The 20,326-nt window shown below is 56.6% G+C and carries 15 protein-coding genes and 3 pseudogenes; 11 read left to right on the plus strand and 7 right to left on the minus strand.

Annotated elements, in window-relative coordinates:
* The first annotated feature begins 2 nt into the window (after positions 1 to 2).
* The 3 genes from AMK00_RS23305 to AMK00_RS23315 all read left to right on the plus strand — a co-directional run bounded on the left by AMK00_RS23305 (position 3) and on the right by AMK00_RS23315 (position 3,003).
* Positions 3 to 1,022 carry an ABC transporter permease gene (locus tag AMK00_RS23305; protein ID WP_004668632.1) on the plus strand — a complete coding sequence of 340 codons (1,020 nt, stop codon included), beginning with the start codon at positions 3 to 5 and terminating at the stop codon, positions 1,020 to 1,022.
* 23 nt (positions 1,023 to 1,045) lie between these two features.
* Positions 1,046 to 2,533 (plus strand): NAD-dependent succinate-semialdehyde dehydrogenase, encoded by a 1,488-nt coding sequence (locus tag AMK00_RS23310; RefSeq protein WP_008534338.1) that lies wholly within the window; start codon positions 1,046 to 1,048, stop codon positions 2,531 to 2,533.
* Between the two features lie 284 nt (positions 2,534 to 2,817).
* Positions 2,818 to 3,003, plus strand: a complete 186-nt coding sequence (locus AMK00_RS23315) for a hypothetical protein (protein ID WP_004668636.1) — start codon at positions 2,818 to 2,820, stop codon at positions 3,001 to 3,003.
* 68 nt (positions 3,004 to 3,071) lie between these two features.
* Here AMK00_RS23315 and AMK00_RS33200 read toward each other — a convergent pair.
* Positions 3,072 to 3,173, minus strand: a pseudogene (locus tag AMK00_RS33200) (reverse transcriptase); the annotation flags it as partial.
* A gap of 67 nt (positions 3,174 to 3,240) precedes the next feature.
* Between AMK00_RS33200 and tnpA (AMK00_RS31220) the strand changes: the two are divergent.
* The 3 genes from tnpA (AMK00_RS31220) to tnpC (AMK00_RS23325) are packed head-to-tail and all read left to right on the plus strand — an operon-like array spanning position 3,241 to position 5,693.
* Positions 3,241 to 3,648: an IS66-like element accessory protein TnpA gene (gene tnpA / locus AMK00_RS31220; protein WP_080956205.1), complete on the plus strand. Its 408-nt coding sequence runs from the start codon at positions 3,241 to 3,243 to the stop codon at positions 3,646 to 3,648.
* Entirely contained in the window at positions 3,645 to 3,992 is a 348-nt protein-coding gene (tnpB, locus tag AMK00_RS23320; RefSeq protein WP_008536653.1) for an IS66 family insertion sequence element accessory protein TnpB, read from the plus strand. Before tnpA (AMK00_RS31220) ends, tnpB (AMK00_RS23320) begins: the two co-directional genes overlap by 4 nt.
* 45 nt (positions 3,993 to 4,037) lie before the next feature.
* Entirely contained in the window at positions 4,038 to 5,693 is a 1,656-nt protein-coding gene (tnpC, locus tag AMK00_RS23325; RefSeq protein ID WP_004675068.1) for an IS66 family transposase, read from the plus strand.
* A gap of 23 nt (positions 5,694 to 5,716) precedes the next feature.
* Here the strand turns inward: tnpC (AMK00_RS23325) and AMK00_RS33205 are convergent.
* Both AMK00_RS33205 and AMK00_RS31230 read right to left on the minus strand, forming a co-directional pair.
* Positions 5,717 to 6,105: pseudogene (locus AMK00_RS33205) on the minus strand (group II intron reverse transcriptase/maturase); the annotation flags it as partial.
* Positions 6,106 to 6,641: 536 nt separating this feature from the next.
* Positions 6,642 to 7,101: pseudogene (locus AMK00_RS31230) on the minus strand (helix-turn-helix domain-containing protein); the annotation flags it as partial.
* A gap of 398 nt (positions 7,102 to 7,499) precedes the next feature.
* Here AMK00_RS31230 and AMK00_RS23335 point away from each other — a divergent pair.
* Together AMK00_RS23335 and AMK00_RS23340 are read left to right on the plus strand one after the other, a co-directional pair.
* A complete protein-coding gene (locus AMK00_RS23335; RefSeq protein WP_012489469.1) occupies positions 7,500 to 9,509 on the plus strand; it encodes a HAMP domain-containing methyl-accepting chemotaxis protein in 2,010 nt (669 codons plus the stop codon).
* 521 nt (positions 9,510 to 10,030) lie between these two features.
* The gene (locus AMK00_RS23340; RefSeq protein ID WP_004673279.1) at positions 10,031 to 10,216 is read left to right on the plus strand and encodes a hypothetical protein; all 186 of its coding nucleotides are present in this window, start codon (positions 10,031 to 10,033) and stop codon (positions 10,214 to 10,216) included.
* A gap of 70 nt (positions 10,217 to 10,286) precedes the next feature.
* On the opposite strand, the gene AMK00_RS31240 is transcribed toward AMK00_RS23340, so the two are convergent.
* A complete protein-coding gene (locus AMK00_RS31240; protein WP_008534360.1) occupies positions 10,287 to 11,321 on the minus strand; it encodes an AraC family transcriptional regulator in 1,035 nt (344 codons plus the stop codon).
* A gap of 1,196 nt (positions 11,322 to 12,517) precedes the next feature.
* On the opposite strand from AMK00_RS31240, the gene AMK00_RS23350 reads away from it, so the two are divergent.
* From AMK00_RS23350 to AMK00_RS23360, 3 genes are all read left to right on the plus strand, one after another.
* Entirely contained in the window at positions 12,518 to 13,267 is a 750-nt protein-coding gene (locus tag AMK00_RS23350; RefSeq protein WP_011053351.1) for an SDR family oxidoreductase, read from the plus strand.
* Between the two features lie 211 nt (positions 13,268 to 13,478).
* Positions 13,479 to 15,992: a methyl-accepting chemotaxis protein gene (locus AMK00_RS23355; protein WP_008534365.1), complete on the plus strand. Its 2,514-nt coding sequence runs from the start codon at positions 13,479 to 13,481 to the stop codon at positions 15,990 to 15,992.
* Between the two features lie 184 nt (positions 15,993 to 16,176).
* Positions 16,177 to 17,376, plus strand: coding sequence for an ABC transporter substrate-binding protein (locus tag AMK00_RS23360; RefSeq protein ID WP_008534366.1), 1,200 nt, complete (start codon positions 16,177 to 16,179; stop codon positions 17,374 to 17,376).
* A gap of 447 nt (positions 17,377 to 17,823) precedes the next feature.
* On the opposite strand, the gene tnpC (AMK00_RS23365) is transcribed toward AMK00_RS23360, so the two are convergent.
* Genes tnpC (AMK00_RS23365) through tnpA (AMK00_RS31245) form a run of 3 tightly spaced genes read right to left on the minus strand, consistent with a single transcriptional unit; the run spans position 17,824 to position 20,276 of the window.
* Positions 17,824 to 19,479, minus strand: coding sequence for an IS66 family transposase (gene tnpC, locus AMK00_RS23365; RefSeq protein WP_004675068.1), 1,656 nt, complete (start codon positions 19,477 to 19,479; stop codon positions 17,824 to 17,826).
* Positions 19,480 to 19,524: 45 nt separating this feature from the next.
* Entirely contained in the window at positions 19,525 to 19,872 is a 348-nt protein-coding gene (gene tnpB / locus AMK00_RS23370; protein ID WP_008536653.1) for an IS66 family insertion sequence element accessory protein TnpB, read from the minus strand.
* Entirely contained in the window at positions 19,869 to 20,276 is a 408-nt protein-coding gene (tnpA, locus tag AMK00_RS31245) for an IS66-like element accessory protein TnpA (protein ID WP_080956205.1), read from the minus strand. The genes tnpB (AMK00_RS23370) and tnpA (AMK00_RS31245) overlap by 4 nt, the downstream gene beginning before the upstream one ends.
* Positions 20,277 to 20,326: the final 50 nt, after the last annotated feature.

Genomic DNA, 20,326 nt, shown 5'->3' on the forward strand with positions numbered 1-20,326 from the left:
TAATGGTCGCGACAGTTATGAATTCCGAAATCAAATCGGCTCAGAAGTCTAACCCGCTCAAGGCTCATCGGAGCATCGTCATTGGCTTTGTTCTTCTGGCCTCTCTCTTAGCACTCGGTGCATTGCTGGTCCCCGGCTTCGTATCATCCCAAAACGCGCGTTCAATCCTTCTTCTCGCAGCGTTTCTGGGGCTTGCCTCCATTGGCCAGACCCTGTGCGCTCTGGTCGGTGCGCTCGATCTTTCGATACCATATATTATTGGAGGCGCGAACATCCTCCTTCCCAGCCTTATGGTCGCAGGTATTCCCGCTCCCCTCGCGATGCTGGTTGTCATGCTCCTCGGTGCGCTTGTCGGGGCCGCCAATGGCGCCCTGAGCTTCCGTCTCCAAGGGCAAGCGCTGATCATGTCGCTCGGAGTTGGCTTCGCGGCCGTCGGTGCGGTCCAGATCTACACCTCACTCGGCTCGGCGTTTGGTGGTACAGTGTTTGCTCCGGTACCCGAATGGCTGAGGAACATTTCGGCGTTCAACGGAAAGTTTTTCGGCCTGTCGCTGCCTCCGGTCATCGTGATCTGGGCTATCGTCGCCATCGCGCTTGGATGGTTCATGTACAACACCTGGTTTGGCCGCAGCATTTACGCCGTCGGCGGAAGCCGGACGGCGGCCGCCCGCCTCGGAATCTCCGAATTCAAGGTCTGGACCGTCATCCATAGCGTCAGCGGTGCCATGTCTGCAATCACGGGCATGCTGCTACTAGGGTTTTCCGGTGGTGGCTTCGTCGGCGTGGGCGACCCTTATCTTTTCACCACCGTAGCAGCGGTGGTGATTGGAGGGACGTCGCTTCTTGGTGGGGCGGGCGGCTATGGCGCGACAGTGCTCGGTGTTCTTGTCCTGACTGTACTGACCTCGCTTCTAGTTGGCCTCGGACTGAACTTTCCGGCGCAGCAGGCTGTCGTCGGTCTGCTCATCGTTCCGATGGTCGCGATATACGCACGGTCACCACACATTCGAAATCAGATATGATCAATGCATAGAAAGGAAGATCCATGGCAATCTCCAGCACCCTGCTAGGCCGTTTAAAGGACCAGACTCTCGTTCGCGAGCAGATGCTGGTTGGAGGAAAGTGGTCGAGCGAAGGGGTAAACGGCACACGCATCAACGTGCTAAACCCCTCCACGATGGACGTCCTTGCCTCTTTGCCTAGCGCTGGCCTTGCTGAAGTGCGAGCCTCTATCGATGCTGCAAAGGCTGCACAGAAGAAGTGGGCTAAGGTTTCGGCGAAGGAACGCTCGCTGATCATGCGGAAGTTCTACGAAGAGGTGGTAGCTAACGCTGAAGACCTGGCCGTAATTCTGACATCGGAAATGGGCAAGCCACTGGCGGAAGCGCGTGGCGAGATTGCTTACGGCGCTTCCTACATCGAATGGTTCGGTGAGGAAGCCAAGCGTGTCTATGGTGACACCATTCCAGGTCACCAGGCCGACAAGCGACTGCTTGTCATCAAGCAGCCGGTTGGCGTTGTGGCCGCCATCGCTCCTTGGAACTTTCCGTCGGCGATGGTGTGCCGCAAGATCGCGCCGGCGCTCGCGTCCGGCTGCGCGATCGTATTCAAGCCTGCTGCCGAGACTCCGTTATCGGCGCTTGCATTGGCGATCCTCGCGGAGCGTGCCGGAATACCCGATGGCTTGTTCAGCGTCCTCCCGACGGATAATGCAAGAATGTTTGGCGAGGAGGTCTGCTCCAACCCGGTCGTCAAGAAACTGACCTTCACCGGTTCGACCGAAGTTGGCCGTATCTTGATGGCGCAAGGCGCCCAGAAGATCATGAAGCTGAGCCTGGAACTCGGCGGCAATGCGCCGTTTATCGTTTTCGACGATGCAGATCTCGACCAGGCGGTCGAGGGGGCTATGCTTTCTAAGTTTCGTAACGCGGGTCAAACCTGCGTGTGCGCGAATCGTATTTACGTACAGAGCGGGATCCATGACAGGTTCGTCGAGAAGCTGGCAATGCGCGTGAGTGCCTTGCAGGTTCTTGACGGGTTTGAGAGCGGGGCGACGATCGGCCCGTTGATCAACGATGAAGCGGTAGCAAAGCTCTATGGTCATATCGATGACGCTGTGACCAAGGGTGCGACTGTCGTGGTTGGTGGTGACCGCGATGCTCGCGGAGGCACGTTCGTCCAACCAACGCTTCTCTCGGGTGCCACAAAGGATATGAAGGTTGCGCGTGAGGAAACCTTCGCGCCTCTGGCTCCGGTGTTCAAGTTCGATACTGTCGAGGAAGTCATCGAACTCGCGAACGATACGGAATTCGGCTTGGCAGCCTACTTTTTCGCCAACGACCTCAGGAACGTTTGGAAGGTCACAGAGGCGCTGGAATACGGCATGGTTGGCGTGAACACGGGTCTGATTTCCACCGAATTAGCGCCATTCGGCGGCGTCAAGCAATCCGGCTTCGGCCGAGAGGGCTCAAAGTACGGAATGGATGACTTCTTATCCATGAAATACGTCTGCATGGGCGGGATCGGCGCATAGCGATCGCCCAAGGGTCGCTCGCCGACTGAACTTAAAGGGGGAGAGGTCTGTTGAATAGAGGCAGGACAGCAACATCCTCTCCGCCGGTTGCGAGGTCTCAAAAGGCTGGACTTTTCTAGAGGTTTCGCGGGAGCTGTCCTACGGATCTTCCCTTCCGACCCCTTCTGGGGCCGGCCTTGCAGACGAGATTTCTGCCTGTCTTTTCGATTGTCGATCCTTCCGCCAATGCCCTACAAGGTAAGTCTTTCCCAGATAGCTTGTAGCCTTCGAAGAGGTAACACGACATGAACGAGCTGTTGCACCGTGGCGTTGTCGTTTCAACGTATCGGAGTCCTGAGCAGGAGCATGATCACCACCCGATCGATGCACGCGTTCGTCCTGAAATCGATCAGGCCGACGATGCTGCACGTGCCAGCGTGGAGGGTCAAGCGAAAGCCATTCGCGTCAACCAGCGACGCGTCAAGGTGTAGTTGTCGGCGGCCGCACCCTCAGTGTCGGTTTGACGTAGCCGCCGATCTTCGCCGGCGCCAGGCCTTTATGGTAGATCCGGATGCGTCCGGGTCATCCAGACGTCAAACGCGTAATGCAGGAAGAGATTCGATAGGATCGGGCTGACCACGCCCCCTTGCGTAAGCCCACGGTGAAGGCCGTCTTGCGATAGAGGGCTTCTGACTGCCAGTCCTAGTGGTAACACTAGGAGTAGTCATATGACGAAGCATCCAATTGAGGTGATCACGTCTGTAGAGCGCCGTCGGCGCTGGTCACGCGAAGATAAAGAGCGCCTTGTCGCTGCGTGCTTTGAGCCAGACGCGGTCATCTCCGAGATTGCCCGCGCGGCCGGCATCCATGTCAGCCAGTTGTTCCGTTGGCGCAAAGAGCTTTGCCGGATCGACGAGCCAAGGTCTGATACGGCGACTTTGGTGCCGGTGATCGTATCCGAGGCCGCTTCGACAGTCTCTCCCGTTCAACCGGAATCGCCCACCACATCCCACCCTCGTCGGAAGCGTAGCGATGTGACAATCGAGCTTGGACGGGGTCGGCGCGTGCGCGTGGATAGCGACATCGATACGGATGCCCTTGGCCGGATTCTCGATTGCGTGCTGGGGCTGCGATGATTCCGGTTCCGAGTGGCGTGAAGGTCTGGCTGGCGACAGGCCACACCGATATGCGAAAAGGCTTCCCCGGTTTGTCGTTGATGGTGCAGGAGGCGCTGAAGCGCGACCCGATGTGTGGACACCTGTTCGTATTCCGCGGCCGCGGTGGCGGTCTGATCAAGGTGATCTGGCATGACGGCCAGGGCGCTTGCCTGTTCACGAAGAAGCTGGAGCGCGGCCGCTTCATCTGGCCATCAGCGGCCGATGGCACGGTGGTGATCACGCCTGCGCAGCTCGGTTATCTGCTGGAAGGTATCGACTGGCGGATGCCGCAAAAGACCTGGCGGCCGACGTCGGCCGGATAAGCAAAAACACTGGAATGACAGGGTCGAATATGATTCCATCCTGTCATGAGCAATGCGACCGAAGAGCTTCCGGACGACCTTGCCAGTGCGCTTGCACTGCTGGCCCAGGAACGCGCTCGACGTGTCGCAGCCGAAGCAGAAGCAGCGACCGCCAAGGCAGAAGCCGCCAGCGCAAAGGCACTCGTATCGCATTCCGAGGCGCTGATCGCGCGGCTGAAGCTGGAGATCGACAAGGTTCGCCGTGCACTCTACGGCAGCCGGTCCGAGCGCAAGGCGCGGCTCCTGGAGCAGATGGAACTGCAGCTCGAGGAGTTGGAAGCGGACGCCGGTGAAGATGAACTGGCGGCGGAGATCGCAGCCAAAGCTTCAGCCGTCAAAGCCTTCGAGCGCAAGCGTCCGTCACGCAAGCCCTTTCCCGAACACCTGCCGCGTGAGCGCGTCGTAATCGCCGCTCCCACGAATTGCGCCTGTTGTGGATCGGTTAAACTGTCGAAGCTTGGTGAAGACATTACCGAGACCTTGGAAGTCATCCCGCGTCAGTGGAAGGTCATCCAGACGGTGCGGGAGAAGTTCACCTGCCGCGAGTGTGAGAAGATCACGCAGTCACCCGCACCCTTCCATGTGACACCCCGCGGTTTTGCCGGGCCGAACCTGCTGGCGATGATCCTGTTTGAGAAGTTCGCCCAGCACCAGCCGCTCAATCGCCAGAGCGAGCGCTACGCCCGCGAGGGCGTCGACCTCAGCTTGTCGACGCTGGCCGATCAGGTTGGAGCATGTGCCGCGGCGTTGAAGCCCATTCACTCCCTGATCGAGGCGCATGTCCTTGCTGCCGAACGTCTGCACGGCGACGACACGACCGTGCCGATCCTGGCCAAGGGAAAGACCGATACGGGCCGCATCTGGACCTATGTCCGGGACGATCGGCCGTTCGGAGGGCTCTCTCCGCCGGCGGCCCTTTACTATGCCTCGCGGGACCGACGGCAGGAGCATCCGGAGCGCCACCTGAAGACCTTCAACGGCATTCTGCAGGCGGACGCCTATGGCGGCTACAATCCGCTGTTCAAGGTTGATCGCGATCCAAATCCTCTAAGGCAGGCGTTTTGTTGGGCACACTCGCGGCGTAAGTTCTTCGTGCTCGCCGACATTGCCGCAAATGCCAAGCGTGGAAAGAACGCCGCGCCGATCTCGCCTATGGCGCTCGAAGCCGTCAAACGGATCGACGGCCTGTTCGATATTGAGCGCGAGATCAACGGGCTTACGGCCGATCAACGCCTGGAGCGTCGCCGGAGAGACTGTCTGCCACTCGTCGATGATCTGCAGGTCTGGCTTCAAACCGAGCGGGCAAAGCTCTCACGCAGTTCTCCGGTGGCGGAGGCGATCGACTACATGCTCAAGCGCTGGGATGGCTTCACATCATTTCTGCAGGACGGCCGGATTTGCCTGACGAATAATGCGGCAGAGCGAGCGCTCAGAGGCTTTGCGCTCGGCAGAAAATCCTGGCTCTTCGCCGGATCAGACCGCGGTGCAGATCGTGCGGCCTTCATGGCCACATTGATTATGACGGCAAAACTCAACGACATCGATCCGCAGGTGTGGCTGGCCGACGTTCTTGCCCGCATCGCTGATACGTCGATTACCAGGCTGGAGCAGTTGCTTCCGTGGAATTGGACGCCGCCGACCGTCAACGCTCAAGCGGCCTGACCTGCGGCCTTCACCGGAGCCTTACCCCCTTGCGGGGTACCACGCATCCGCTCAATGACTTCTCCGTTCTTTTCCATAGGCGCGGTCAACCATCTTTCGATGTAGAGCAGAGCCCAGTTGCATTTAACGTCTTTTCTGACCGTCTTCAGCAAGAGATCATGCGGAAGATTGTCGAACAGCTTTGATGTCGGATTCCGGATCAATCATCTGCTTGACCACCATCTGCGCGATCCGATCACTGACCGCCGGTTCCAGATCTTGTAGAGATTTCTCGCAAGGTCTTTGTCAAACATCTCCAGGGTCTCACCGTCCACCCGGCTGCACCACGGTTGGCTTTGACCGCTTTGTAAGCTTCGTACACTTGCCGCTTCTCAATCCGAAACGGCTTGTCTGTCGTACCTATCGAAGTCATCCTGTTTCCAGTTGTTCCAAACAATACGACCACCTGATCCGATCCCTTTGCTCCGGCCCCATTACAGGGCCCTCAACGCTCATACGGATCGGTCCGCCCCAGTCTCCTGCATCGGTACTCTCGCCTTACGGTTTCTCCGCTTGGGCTTCTCCCTTGGCATCAGGAGCCTGGTTCCTGCAGTTCCGGGTGAAAGCCTGTGTCCAACTCACGCCCCCTCTACGCCGGTCGCCGCCCGCCCAATCATCAGGCACCCGGCGGACTTGTCCCAGGATGACGAAACAGTCCTGGTTTCGACGACGCTTATATTCATAACGGCGCGTCTTCGGAGGGTTCACTTTCGTTCGTCTTCGGACACGCACCTGCTCGGATCTCGTCCGAACTTTTCATCCGGCGCTCACCACCACGGCTCTTTACCGCAGCAGCTCGGACTGGTTTGAGACCCGCTCCTGAAAGCCGATCCCGGAGGGCCATCCTCCATCATTCACGCAGCTTCACGTTACGGGGTTAGCTCACACTGAACTCCTTCCGTGCCTCTGCAGCACACTTTCGTCGATGAAGATCAGTTTCTCCGGATCGAGGTCCAATTGACCATCGAACCAGGCGCGCCGGCGCTTCAGGACGTCCGGTCGGTCCTGCTCCAGTGCGTGTGCGGTCTTTTTTAAAGGTCCACCCACGGCTTCGAAGCCAAGCGCCAAGTGCGCTGCGGCTGATCTTCACCTGCCGCTCGACGGACAAGCGCTCAACCATCTCATCGAGCGTCACATCCCTACGCTCGTTGATCAACGCGACAACGAATTCCTCGTGTGCATCCACTGCCGAAGGTCGTCTCCAGCCCTGTGGCCGAGCAGTCAGCTCACCCTCTTTCGCTCTTGCAATCCAGCGGATCGCCGTCGAAATCCCAACTCCGAAACGAGCCGCAGCCTGTCGAGCCGACATGCCCGCCGCAGACGCTTTCAAAACCCGTATTCGAAGATCATCGCTCAGGGCCTGTCCCATCATCCACCTCTTCTCTGTGGAGTTGAATCAGCTTCGATGGACGCCGTCACATCACAATCGATTCATCGATCGCAGGACTTGCTCTAGGTCGCTCGTGGCGGGGCGAAACTCGGTTGCTGAAAACGATGATGCTCTTCGAACGGCGCCAAATAAAATTTTGCCGGCTGCATCCTCCTTGTAAGCGCGGACGATCCATTGGACGCCTGACTATCCTTAAAACGTCGTCTTTTTGCATTCGAGACGGGCAGGAAAGGCTTCATTAACCAACGCAACCAATAGGTATTCTCAGCTATGTCACAGACCCACAAGATTGATCTGCCGTTCGAATGAATGAAACGGCAATTGGAAGATTTGAGTAGACAAGTCGATCGTCCACCTCACCTAAAAGGTTTGCCTTTATGCCCAAGTCCATTAGACTCGCTTTATCTTTGATATTTGTTCTGCTCTCTCTTCTCGCGGCGGGCCAGGGCATCGTGAGTATCGTCAAGCTGCTGTCCATTAGGAGCAATATATCCGAAGTTGCCAGCAACTGGCTGCCATCGATCGATGTGATAAATCGGATCAATACGATCACCGGGGACTACCGCATCCTGCAGTTCAGGCTGGTGACAAACTCATCAGATTCGACGAGCCTTGCGCATAATATCACCACCTTCCGCCAGAAGATGGAGGATCTCGCGAATGCCCGTGGTGAATATGAGCCGATGGTGACATCCGGCGAGGAGCGTCAGGCCTATGACGCGTTCTCCGCTTTGTGGACGCAATATCAGGAGGATGGCGAGCGGATTGTTAAACTAATGCAGGCAGGCAAGAAGGATGAAGCATTTGCTCTTCTAACGAGTGACGCCACGACGAAACTGTATAATGATAGCGGAGCGCTCCTTGACCAGGATGTCGCAGTTAACAAGCGTGGTGGAGTCGCGGCCGTCGGAAACACGATGGGCGCCGTTTCATCGACGGTTTTGGTCACCATTCTTGCCATGGCGCTGGCAACTACGACGGGCATTATAGCCCTGCTTTACTGCATCCGGAAGATTACCGATCCGATCTCGCGGTTGACTACCACGATGGGCGTACTGGCAGATGGTAATCTCGACACTGAGGTTCCTTTCGCAATGCGCGCCGACGAAATCGGCAAGATGTCGAGAGCCGTTGAGGTATTCAAGCAAAACAGCATCAAGGCCCGCGATCTGAACGCGCAGGAGGCCGCGTTGCAGGCCAAGAGCGCCGACTTGCAGTCGAGCATTGCCGAGGTGGTGTCAGCCGCCGTAGCCGGTGACTTCACCCATCGCATCACCAAGAAATACGGCGATGCGGCTCTCGACCGTTTTGCAGGAAGCGTCAACGAGCTGGTCACCTCTGTTGACCGGGGCATCGCCGAAACTCGCCGAGTTATCTCAGCGCTTGCCGATGGGGATCTGACGGAAAACATGTGCGGCGAGTTTCAGGGAGCCTTTGGTGAACTGAAGAGTAATGTCAACGCCACCATGGCAGCCCTTCGATCCGTATTAGGCGAGGTTCGCTCCGCCGTCGACACGATCAACGGCGGAGCCGGCGAGATGCGCATCGCCTCAGGCGACCTTTCAAAGCGCACGGAACAGCAAGCCGCGGCCCTGGAGGAGACCTCTTCGGCGCTTGAGGAAATCACGGTGGCGGTAAAAAGCTCGACAGAAAGAGCCACGGAAGCCAGCCATATGGTCGATGAGGCACGCAGAAGCACCGAGCAGTCGAGCGCGGTTGTCAAAGACGCGGTCGCCGCCATGGGCCGCATCGAGCAGGCCTCGGATGAAATCGGCCAGATCATTAACGTCATTGACGAGATCGCCTTCCAGACCAATCTTTTGGCCCTTAACGCCGGCGTCGAGGCGGCGCGTGCGGGTGACGCTGGAAAGGGTTTCGCCGTTGTGGCTCAGGAGGTGCGTGAACTGGCACAGCGCTCCGCCACTGCCGCCAAGGATATCAAGGCGCTGATCAACCGGTCCGGCGACGAGGTCAAAACTGGGGTCAGGCTGGTAACGGCCACAGGCGATGCCCTTGGTCTAATCCGAGGCCACGTGATCAAGGTGAACGAGCACGTTCATACGATCTCGACGGCGGCACGAGAGCAATCGACCGGGCTGGCGGAAGTCAGCACTGCGGTCAACCAGATGGATCAGACGACCCAGCAGAATGCGGCGATGGTGGAAGAATCGACGGCGGCCACCAACCGGTTGGCGGATGAGGCTTCCAATCTGGCGCGGCTTATTGCGCGCTTCAGGCTCGACGGTTCGACTGTTGTACGGCGTGTTGCCCACCAGAACGGTAAGCCGGCCGCCTCGCCAGCGCGTGCCCTCTCCCAGAAGCTTGCCGGCGCCTTCGGCGGACGTACTACAGCCGCTGTCGCGACTAAGGAATGGGAAGAGTTTTAATGAATCATGTCATAATTCACCGCAGGATATTATCGGTTTCCATCTGGCAGCCAGCAGTTCTGCATGAAGACGACGTTGATCCCGGAAATCCGGGGGTTAGCAGAGGCGACGCCGCTGCCCCTAACGCATGTTCTCGGTTCAGGGATCTGCCGGTTCTGTCATTCCGGTGATAGAGCTTGCTGCCGAGATAACCAATCCCATCGGTCTAGCCACAGCGCCATTGTCGTCGTTGAGGTAGCAGATGGTATCATCGGCCCGGTCGTCGATCAGGTCTCTGGCATTCTATCGATCAACGGCGATCGGATCCAACCGGTTCGGACTTAGGCGCGACTTCGACCCAACCTTCAGCTACGGAATCACTCCGCTTGAACAAGGGATGGAATGCTTCCTTAGTTTTGAGCAAAGGTTTGGCACCAATCAGGACGCATCGCAGCTGCCTAGCAGACTTTTGCTTTTTCACCTTCCGCGACTGTCTTCCTTCAAGACGCGGAGTATTAACGAAATTCAACGAGAGTTCGAAGATGTCCAAAGTTATCGCAATCAATTTCGGGCAACAGGCTAAGACAGATACCCACTTAGAAAGCCACGAAGATGCACAGTCGCAGCGCCTGGAGCAAGAGCGGCTGCAAATGATCCAAATCACCAATCACCTTGAAGCACTGTACGCTCGGCTGCTGACCGTCTGTGGCGACAGACCGAAAAATTAAGGGCGCAGCGATGGTATAGCCCGGTGGAGCGCTGCGAACCACAGCGCCATCGCGAAGGGCTATTTCCGGGTCAGCTTTCGGGCGGAGAGGCCTGCGAAGCACACATAGATCGCCTATGCGGCAGAACATCGCTCATATGCACTGTTTTAGATGGCAGTTCGCCGTAACGTCTCTTGTACTCTGCAGCAAAACGGCCGAGGTGTGTGAAGCCCCACTTAAGCGCTATTTCCGAAACGCTGATTTTAGCGCCGTTTTGCAGCAGTTCCTGTCGAGCTGCGCACATACGCAAGTCTCGGAGGTGCATTGTGGGGCTGGTATTACGAAATTGTCGGAAGCCGTGCTGCAAAGTCCGCACGCTGACCTTGGCCGCAGCGGCGATATCGTTAAGGGAAATGGGTTGAGCCATATGCTCTTCCATAAACTCCATTGCCCGTTTCACGTGGCGAGGCGTGGGAGACGGAGACGGACGACGAAGTTCATCGGTATAGCGATGCATACAGCTTTCGATCAAAAGGTACTCTATCGCGTCGAGGAGCGAGCTATAGGCCGACGGGCATTGTCGCAGAGCCCCCCCGGCACTGAGGCCGCGATGGGCAGACAGGGCTAGTTCTCGCATGAGCGTTCCCGCGCTCGATGCAAGATCAAGGGTCGGCTGAATTTGCAGATTTCCGCTGATCGTCCGATCGAGCATGCGAGAAAGCTTGTCACGCAAGGATTGCGTATCGATCGTCAATGACAGTTGAGATCTTATGCCATCTTGTCGGGCATTCAGCGGAGCATTTGCAACATGCGGCGACTCTACCTGTTGCCCAGACCAATGAAAGACTGCATTCCCGGACGCCGGCAGGAAGACCGTTACGACGTCAACTGGGGAATCTATCATGACCGAGAACGCCCCTTCATGATGGGCATCCGCAACGCCAAAACCATCAAGGGAAATTCGACTGCAGCGAGAGTTAAGCGATCTACTGTCGTGTTGAGCAAGGTCAGAGGACGCCAGGGGCGATGATATCAAAGGCAAAAGACGTTCGGGATCGGAGCCCTCGATAAAGTTGTCTTTCACTAAGGTCCCTTCATCGGGCTTGCTGAACAAACTTTCGGTCATCCAATATAAACCTATCTATGAACACCAACTCGCACATGCCGGGACTAGTTTTCCAAACCTTCAAAGCTCGAGACCGGATGGCGTGCGAGCGATTTTGATCGCGTACATGACCGATTCGGACCTTTGTGGAGGCCGGTTGAATCTCTCATTCCCTAGGCTTTCGTCATGGCGGATCATCACCAGCACCGACATCCACGTTCTCCCGCTCGAGATGGCCTCCTAGTTTTTCAGCGCTGCAGTTGGGAAGCCTCTAATGATGCGATGACTGGCTTCCACAAGCCTCGAACAGATTGACAGATTGTCTGATATACGTTAATGCTATTCCTGATCAAAGGCAAGGCAGCATCAGGGAAATCTGCCACGGTTCTAGTGGAGTTCCCGCACGGCAAATCAATCTAAAGATGCCTCCCAAGGCGAGGGGTGACGGGCTGCTTTCGATCGCAGCCCGTCACGGGAAGGGTGGGAGTGCTATGAGTGGGAGAGAACCTACGCCAACCGACCTTGGAGGCCGTTGAGTCGACACGGAGAAAAATGATTGTGCTGTAGGATGGCCCCACGATTTCGCCACACGCTGGTCCTCTTAACCTGCGCATCAGCATACTTCGGTTATGACGTATAAGAGAGGCACGCTCCAGGCTCAACACTCGGAGACGCAAAGACGTCGACGAGTTCTTTTGGCCTACTAAGCGAGGCGGTCGCGGCAAATATCAATGCGTAAGCCGCGCCTCGTCGCATTGAGTTGACTTTGCGCTCTTCTTAGCGGGTACGGACTCCGGGCGTCTGATTGGGCAAAAGAAGAGCTTAAGGACGAAACCTGATGATGGTCAAACAGCTTGTGCTGCCATAGGCGTGCTGTTGTCTGTGCCGCGCGAACGCGAAAAGCGCGATCAAATCGGAACGTGGCGGCGAGAGAAGACTAACAGGAAAGACCACATCAAACTCAACCGGGTGTCGGAATACCGATGCTTACGGCATTGCGTGCATGAGGCCTCAAAATGACGCCGGTCTCGACATGTGTCCGCCGAAAATCGCAAAAAAGGAATTGACAGATTGTCGGACAAAAATTTTACTATATCGCCCGCGCATTGCTTGTTCGCGGGAGACGCAGCGACGGACCGGGAGTTATAAGTGCTAAACTTGGCCAAAAATGCACAAATTGTCGACCTTCTTAATCTGCCGGAAGCGGCGACCGGCGCGTGATACAAGCGTCTCTGACTCACAAGGCGTGTCATACTCCATCGACCGAGGTACTGGTTGAACGTGACAGTGACGCCAACATTTCTCCTGGGGAAAAAGTCTGTGTCTTGATAGGCGCGTCAAATCCTGTTGGTCTTTGTTTGGCGCGCTCATTTATAGAAAAAGGCTATCGGGTCGCCGTAGGCGACGCCAATCCCGCCGACTTCGCCTCCCTGGCTGAAGGCCAGGGAAACAATTTTTTACCGGTCAAAGTCAACCCGAACAGAGACGTTTACGTCAACTCAATGGCTGACCAGGTGTATTTGCGCTGGAGACGGGTCGACGTTCTGGTGAACATAGTTTTCCGCAGAAATGAAACAACCCAAACTGTAACGGGATCGCTATCCAGCGCGAATCTGGGGCTTGATGCCGTATCCAATCTAATCAGAGTTACAGGTGCCTTTAGCTCTCGACTTCAGGGCGCGGAGCTTGCCGTAGTGGACGTCGCATGGTTCGAAGAGACGACCTCGCTGGAAGCAGAAGCCGTCCTTCAAGCGGCGTTGCGCACTACTACCTCCGCAATTGCTAGGCAATATTTCGGTTCCGGGCTGAGGATAAATGCTGTACACGCCAGCGATGTGAACTCTACGTCTTCAAGCGAAAATGACGTGCTTCGAACAGTGATCCACGCCGTGCAATTCCTGGCGAATTCGGAACTGTCCGGAAAGCTGACAGGGAACGTGCTGGAGATCGATCCTCGGTGCAGATAGATCCACTCCCACGTTCTGATCCGGCAAATCTGCAGGTATTAACCTTCCGTTAAGTTTCTCGAAAGACGCAATGGGTAAGAGGTCAAATCCTAACAACACGTAAAAAAGTTTCGATTGTTTTAGTGAAACTCTTATCCATGTTCGTTCAGGCTCAAACATTACTATTCCAAAAGCGAGGCCCCAGCACCGTTTGAGCCCTTTGGAGGTAAGTATGTTCGTCGATCGCCTGTTATCCACCTTTACCATAAGAGCAAAGGTGTTATTGGTACTTGTACCCTTGATCCTGATATTGGCGGCAGTTGGTGGGGTCGGCTTAAAAGCAACTGGCTTGCTTCAGTCTCGTCTTCGGCTTTCAAATGAGGTTCTTCAGACCTTGAGCGGGTTTCGAAGTGTCGCGGAAAGCATGAACCGCTTTTTGGCGCAAAGCTCAACGGAGTACCGAGATGAGGCGCTGACAAGTTTAAACGGGCAGAGCGCAACCATGCAGTCGCTCCAGGAAGCGGCGGCAGGTAGCGGGAGCGAAACTGGTGCGCTCGAAAACAGTGTATCGGCAATGTCCGTTATCTCGGGCAGCATCGGCCGCATGTGGTCTTTGCATAATGACGAGGAATCCGTTCGCAGCGACATTGTTTCCAACTTGTCGAAGATCAAGGAGGTCGGAGGCGCCCTTAAATTGGCTGCGGTTGATGTGCGCTCACAAGTACGCAATCAGGAGAACTCCGGGAAAACCATGCTCCGGGAGGCTACCCGCTCACTCGATACGGCATCAGTTATGCAACACATGGCGGAAGACTTGGTGAGCTTGCCGGACGGAGCGAAGCAGCCTCCGACTGTCGCCCAGCAAGGGCTTGTGATCAAAAAGTCGCTAAAAACAGTTAAGCGGGTAGTCTCGACTGCTGACGAGCAGGCCGTTACTAAAATTGAGAGGACTATCGCCAAGCTAATCGCCAACCCCGAATTTGTCGACCCTTCCACACGGCTTGCCGGCTCTGACCTACAGAGCTTTGCGACGAACCTGCGAGTGGATGCGATCCAGCACATGATTGAAGGAACAAATGCGATCCGGGCGTTGGATAAAGCGTTGACGGATTCCGAAATGCTTGTTGCGACGGCGACAACGATCGGCCAGGACGCCGATTCGATCGAAATCGAAATCAATAACCTGTTCCGTACAGCCAACGCAGAGAATCAGCAGCGCCTCGTTGAGCAACTTACAAAATTGGCGCGTGACACCGTGGCAGTTGGAGGCGTTGCCAGCTCGATATCTGGCTTCGATAAAATGCAGGAAGATCTATTCGCCCAGGTGGATTCTATCCAAGAGAACACAGAGAAGCTGGTCAAGATAGCGGAAGCCCGCCAAGCGCAATATTCTGAGGCGGACAAAACCGGTCAGGAGATCTGGAAAAACCTCGTAACTTTTGCAGCAACTCAGGAAAACGATGCTCGCAATGAAAGCAATCTTGCCCGCTTGCTGTCAACTATCGCCACAGTGTCCGGCGTCTTGGTAGCCTTGGCGGCTGGCGCCGGCCTGATGGCGACACTTCGCGCCCCGATCGAACGGATCGCGAAGCGCATGCAAGAGCTGGCAAAGGGCGATCTTCGATCGCAGATTGTCGGACGTGACCGGAGAGACGAAATAGGTGAAATGGCTCGCGCACTCGAGGTTTTCCGTGAAAATGCTGTCTCGAAGATGGACATCGAGACACGAACGGAAGCCGATAGGAAAACCGTTGAACAGGAGCGGATGGATCGTGAACGCGAACGCGCTCAGATGGAGGAGGAGGTCGCAACTGCCGTCACCATTCTAGGAGAGGCGTTATCTCGATTGGCGCGTGGCGACATCTCTCAAGAAATTGACCGCCAATTCCATCCCAATCTTGAGCCGCTGAGGCGCGATTTCAATCACTCGCTTTCGATCCTGAGAGAGACAGTGTCTCATATCGACGAGAATACCAATCAAATTCAATGGGGAACCAGCGAGCTTTTCAAAGCCTCAGATGATCTGTCGCGGCGAACTGAATTGCAAGCCGCCTCACTGGAGGAGGCTGCGGCCGCCGTCGAACAGGTGACGGTCACGGTCAGAAAATCATCCGAGAATGCCTATGAAACCCAGGCTTTCGTGTCCGTTGTTAAAGAACACGCCGAGGGTGCGGCAACCATTGTGACCGATGCGATCAACGCAATGGGCAGAATAGAAGACGCGTCCCACAAGATCGGCCAAATCATTGGTTTGATCGATACGATTGCGTTCCAGACAAATCTTTTGGCACTAAATGCTGGTGTCGAGGCGGCTCGTGCTGGAGATGCCGGAAAGGGTTTTGCAGTCGTAGCCCAGGAAGTGCGCGAACTTGCCCAGAAATCATCAGCTGCAGCCCGCGAGATTCGCCACCTGATTTCGGAATCCTCTTCGGAGGTGGCGATCGGCTCAGATTACGTGGGGAAAGCAGGTGAGGCGTTACACAACATAACGGCGTCGATCTTGAAGATTTCCGATCGGATTGATCAAATCGTCAATTCGAGCCGCGAGCAAGCGGCGTCCCTCGCCGAGATCAACAATAACGTCAATGTACTTGACCAGGGAACACAACAAAACGCTGCCATGGCCGAGCAGACAAATGCCGCGGCAAAGACTCTCTCGGATCAGACTAACGAACTCAGCGAGCGGCTCGCTTCATTCAAATTGACCGAAGATAAGTCGACGCGTCGGGTTAGGTTAGTGGCGTAAGCTACGCATCGAACGGGACTGCCACGCGTCGGATGGCCACTGTGATAGCGGCGTTCTACTGAAGGGAAATCCGCTTACGGAAGCGAAATCCGGCCATAGGCTCTTGGTCTCCCTTTCGCCGCCCGTCTGACTGTAAAAAACCCACCTAGAGCCGATCAACCTTCAAGAGATCAACTGCTTTGCAATGCTCAGAGACACGAGAGGTATCAAATCCGTGCGCATACGTGAAATTACAAGAGCCATTATTCTAATCACCGGCTTGGTGATCCCTTCTGTAGCGGCCGCCGGTGGCCTTACGGAATTGCCGCGGGAGGAACGAAAAACCTACGAGTTGCTCGATCCAAAGTTGCCTACAGGTGAATCTGTCTTCCGCACGTTTAAGGCACAGCGAGCACCGCCGTGGAAAATTGGGTACGCATCGACATATGCTGACAATTCTTGGCGTGCGAGTATTCTTGATGAGTTCACAAACAAGATTGTTCCAGCTTTCAAGAAAGCGGGGCTGGTCTCCGAGTTCATCGTCACCCAGTCAAATCTTGAAGACGCTGTCCAGATCAGGCAGATGCGGCAGATGGTAGACGACGGCGTTGATGCAATTATTATCTGCTGTTCGAACCTCACGGCGCTTAATCCTACGATAGAGTATGCGTATTCAAAAGGAGTGCCTGTGTTCTCGTACTCTGGTTACGTAACATCGCCGTTCGCCGTCAACGCAACTGAGAACAACATGCAAGGCGGGTTTGAGGCGGCGAAGTGGCTCGCTGAAGAAATCGAAGGAAGTGGCAATGTGCTTCTCGTTTCGGGGATCTCCGGCTTTGCCTCCTCGGACAGCTTTGACGTCGGCGCAAAGAAGGCTCTGGAGTATTATCCCGAGATAAAGATCGTAGGTCATGTCGACGGGAAGTGGACAGACAAGGTCGCGCAGGCCGAGGTGCAAAAATTCCTTGCAGCGAATCCCGGTCGAATTGATGGTATTATCGTTCAGTCGGGAGCTGAGAATGGTGTTATCAACGCGGTGCGCCAGTCCGGGCGCGACATGATCCCAATCGTTCTAGGGGGCGAAGCTTCGGCAGCCTGTTACTGGCGACGGAACCCCGACTTCGTAAGCAAGAGTTTTCATTTCTGGCCGCCGCGCTCTGAGGCGGGTTTCGTATGGGACGTAATGATGCGAACTCTTGAGGGACAGGGCCCCAAAATTCAGACAATCCTGCGGCCAGCAATTCCCAGTACCATAGAGGATGTAATGGCGGATTTGCCAGCTGATTGCGATCCTAACTCTGAGGATTGGATCGAGCCGAAGAATACAGCTTGGTGGTCTGCCAGCGCTGCTGCTAAATATTTCGATAACCCAGCGGATCCGCTCTCCTGGAAGCCGGCCGATTGAAGATCGCATGCGGGGTCTGTGTGGAATGCGGTGCCTTCATGATCGGCTCTCGTGCAAGGTAGGCTGCGCTAAGGAATGACAGTTCAAATTGGGAAATGCCCGGGTCGCCTCAGGAGACATGAGACAAGCGATCCGGTTCCAACGAACATATTTGCTCCGCGGTAGCATTCTTCCTCCGGCCCTCCTCTCGCCAAACGGGACAACATACTCATTGCGCCTTTCAATCTACGTGCTGCCGCGAAGGTTGTTGCTTCGAATGTGAAAGCAAAGTTCATTTCCGACCGCACTATCCGGCTCAGGCCGACGCGCGGTTCGACGCCTTACTGACATATCTGCATCAATTTGTTGCTCGAATGATTTGGGTGGCGTTCCCGGAATTCCTGATCGGATGGATGATGCATCTGTCTTGGCCCTCGGTAAGGGTAAGGCTCCGGTGAAGGCCGCAGGTCAGGCCGCTTGAGCGTTGACGGTCGGCGGCGTCCAATTCCACGGAAGCAACTGCTCCAGCCTGGTAATCGACGTATCAGCGATGCGGGCAAGAACGTCGGCCAGCCACACCTGCGGATCGATGTCGTTGAGTTTTGCCGTCATAATCAATGTGGCCATGAAGGCCGCACGATCTGCACCGCGGTCTGATCCGGCGAAGAGCCAGGATTTTCTGCCGAGCGCAAAGCCTCTGAGCGCTCGCTCTGCCGCATTATTCGTCAGGCAAATCCGGCCGTCCTGCAGAAATGATGTGAAGCCATCCCAGCGCTTGAGCATGTAGTCGATCGCCTCCGCCACCGGAGAACTGCGTGAGAGCTTTGCCCGCTCGGTTTGAAGCCAGACCTGCAGATCATCGACGAGTGGCAGACAGTCTCTCCGGCGACGCTCCAGGCGTTGATCGGCCGTAAGCCCGTTGATCTCGCGCTCAATATCGAACAGGCCGTCGATCCGTTTGACGGCTTCGAGCGCCATAGGCGAGATCGGCGCGGCGTTCTTTCCACGCTTGGCATTTGCGGCAATGTCGGCGAGCACGAAGAACTTACGCCGCGAGTGTGCCCAACAAAACGCCTGCCTTAGAGGATTTGGATCGCGATCAACCTTGAACAGCGGATTGTAGCCGCCATAGGCGTCCGCCTGCAGAATGCCGTTGAAGGTCTTCAGGTGGCGCTCCGGATGCTCCTGCCGTCGGTCCCGCGAGGCATAGTAAAGGGCCGCCGGCGGAGAGAGCCCTCCGAACGGCCGATCGTCCCGGACATAGGTCCAGATGCGGCCCGTATCGGTCTTTCCCTTGGCCAGGATCGGCACGGTCGTGTCGTCGCCGTGCAGACGTTCGGCAGCAAGGACATGCGCCTCGATCAGGGAGTGAATGGGCTTCAACGCCGCGGCACATGCTCCAACCTGATCGGCCAGCGTCGACAAGCTGAGGTCGACGCCCTCGCGGGCGTAGCGCTCGCTCTGGCGATTGAGCGGCTGGTGCTGGGCGAACTTCTCAAACAGGATCATCGCCAGCAGGTTCGGCCCGGCAAAACCGCGGGGTGTCACATGGAAGGGTGCGGGTGACTGCGTGATCTTCTCACACTCGCGGCAGGTGAACTTCTCCCGCACCGTCTGGATGACCTTCCACTGACGCGGGATGACTTCCAAGGTCTCGGTAATGTCTTCACCAAGCTTCGACAGTTTAACCGATCCACAACAGGCGCAATTCGTGGGAGCGGCGATTACGACGCGCTCACGCGGCAGGTGTTCGGGAAAGGGCTTGCGTGACGGACGCTTGCGCTCGAAGGCTTTGACGGCTGAAGCTTTGGCTGCGATCTCCGCCGCCAGTTCATCTTCACCGGCGTCCGCTTCCAACTCCTCGAGCTGCAGTTCCATCTGCTCCAGGAGCCGCGCCTTGCGCTCGGACCGGCTGCCGTAGAGTGCACGGCGAACCTTGTCGATCTCCAGCTTCAGCCGCGCGATCAGCGCCTCGGAATGCGATACGAGTGCCTTTGCGCTGGCGGCTTCTGCCTTGGCGGTCGCTGCTTCTGCTTCGGCTGCGACACGTCGAGCGCGTTCCTGGGCCAGCAGTGCAAGCGCACTGGCAAGGTCGTCCGGAAGCTCTTCGGTCGCATTGCTCATGACAGGATGGAATCATATTCGACCCTGTCATTCCAGTGTTTTTGCTTATCCGGCCGACGTCGGCCGCCAGGTCTTTTGCGGCATCCGCCAGTCGATACCTTCCAGCAGATAACCGAGCTGCGCAGGCGTGATCACCACCGTGCCATCGGCCGCTGATGGCCAGATGAAGCGGCCGCGCTCCAGCTTCTTCGTGAACAGGCAAGCGCCCTGGCCGTCATGCCAGATCACCTTGATCAGACCGCCACCGCGGCCGCGGAATACGAACAGGTGTCCACACATCGGGTCGCGCTTCAGCGCCTCCTGCACCATCAACGACAAACCGGGGAAGCCTTTTCGCATATCGGTGTGGCCTGTCGCCAGCCAGACCTTCACGCCACTCGGAACCGGAATCATCGCAGCCCCAGCACGCAATCGAGAATCCGGCCAAGGGCATCCGTATCGATGTCGCTATCCACGCGCACGCGCCGACCCCGTCCAAGCTCGATTGTCACATCGCTACGCTTCCGACGAGGGTGGGATGTGGTGGGCGATTCCGGTTGAACGGGAGAGACTGTCGAAGCGGCCTCGGATACGATCACCGGCACCAAAGTCGCCGTATCAGACCTTGGCTCGTCGATCCGGCAAAGCTCTTTGCGCCAACGGAACAACTGGCTGACATGGATGCCGGCCGCGCGGGCAATCTCGGAGATGACCGCGTCTGGCTCAAAGCACGCAGCGACAAGGCGCTCTTTATCTTCGCGTGACCAGCGCCGACGGCGCTCTACAGACGTGATCACCTCAATTGGATGCTTCGTCATATGACTACTCCTAGTGTTACCACTAGGACTGGCAGTCAGAAGCCCTCTAT

This window comes from Rhizobium sp. N621, from assembly GCF_001664325.1.
GTDB classification, from domain to species: domain Bacteria; phylum Pseudomonadota; class Alphaproteobacteria; order Rhizobiales; family Rhizobiaceae; genus Rhizobium; species Rhizobium esperanzae.

What these genes read in the sequence shown, in the direction of transcription:
- AMK00_RS23305 (WP_004668632.1), top strand. Translation starts at nt 3, where the DNA reads ATGGTCGCGACAGTTATGAATTCCGAAATCAAATCGGCTCAGAAGTCT.
- AMK00_RS23310 (WP_008534338.1), top strand. Translation starts at nt 1,046, where the DNA reads ATGGCAATCTCCAGCACCCTGCTAGGCCGTTTAAAGGACCAGACTCTC.
- AMK00_RS23315 (WP_004668636.1), top strand. Translation starts at nt 2,818, where the DNA reads ATGAACGAGCTGTTGCACCGTGGCGTTGTCGTTTCAACGTATCGGAGT.
- tnpA (WP_080956205.1), top strand. Translation starts at nt 3,241, where the DNA reads ATGACGAAGCATCCAATTGAGGTGATCACGTCTGTAGAGCGCCGTCGG.
- tnpB (WP_008536653.1), top strand. Translation starts at nt 3,645, where the DNA reads ATGATTCCGGTTCCGAGTGGCGTGAAGGTCTGGCTGGCGACAGGCCAC.
- tnpC (WP_004675068.1), top strand. Translation starts at nt 4,038, where the DNA reads ATGAGCAATGCGACCGAAGAGCTTCCGGACGACCTTGCCAGTGCGCTT.
- AMK00_RS23335 (WP_012489469.1), top strand. Translation starts at nt 7,500, where the DNA reads ATGCCCAAGTCCATTAGACTCGCTTTATCTTTGATATTTGTTCTGCTC.
- AMK00_RS23340 (WP_004673279.1), top strand. Translation starts at nt 10,031, where the DNA reads ATGTCCAAAGTTATCGCAATCAATTTCGGGCAACAGGCTAAGACAGAT.
- AMK00_RS31240 (WP_008534360.1), bottom strand. Translation starts at nt 11,321, where the DNA reads ATGACCGAAAGTTTGTTCAGCAAGCCCGATGAAGGGACCTTAGTGAAA.
- AMK00_RS23355 (WP_008534365.1), top strand. Translation starts at nt 13,479, where the DNA reads ATGTTCGTCGATCGCCTGTTATCCACCTTTACCATAAGAGCAAAGGTG.
- AMK00_RS23360 (WP_008534366.1), top strand. Translation starts at nt 16,177, where the DNA reads ATGCTCAGAGACACGAGAGGTATCAAATCCGTGCGCATACGTGAAATT.
- tnpC (WP_004675068.1), bottom strand. Translation starts at nt 19,479, where the DNA reads ATGAGCAATGCGACCGAAGAGCTTCCGGACGACCTTGCCAGTGCGCTT.
- tnpB (WP_008536653.1), bottom strand. Translation starts at nt 19,872, where the DNA reads ATGATTCCGGTTCCGAGTGGCGTGAAGGTCTGGCTGGCGACAGGCCAC.
- tnpA (WP_080956205.1), bottom strand. Translation starts at nt 20,276, where the DNA reads ATGACGAAGCATCCAATTGAGGTGATCACGTCTGTAGAGCGCCGTCGG.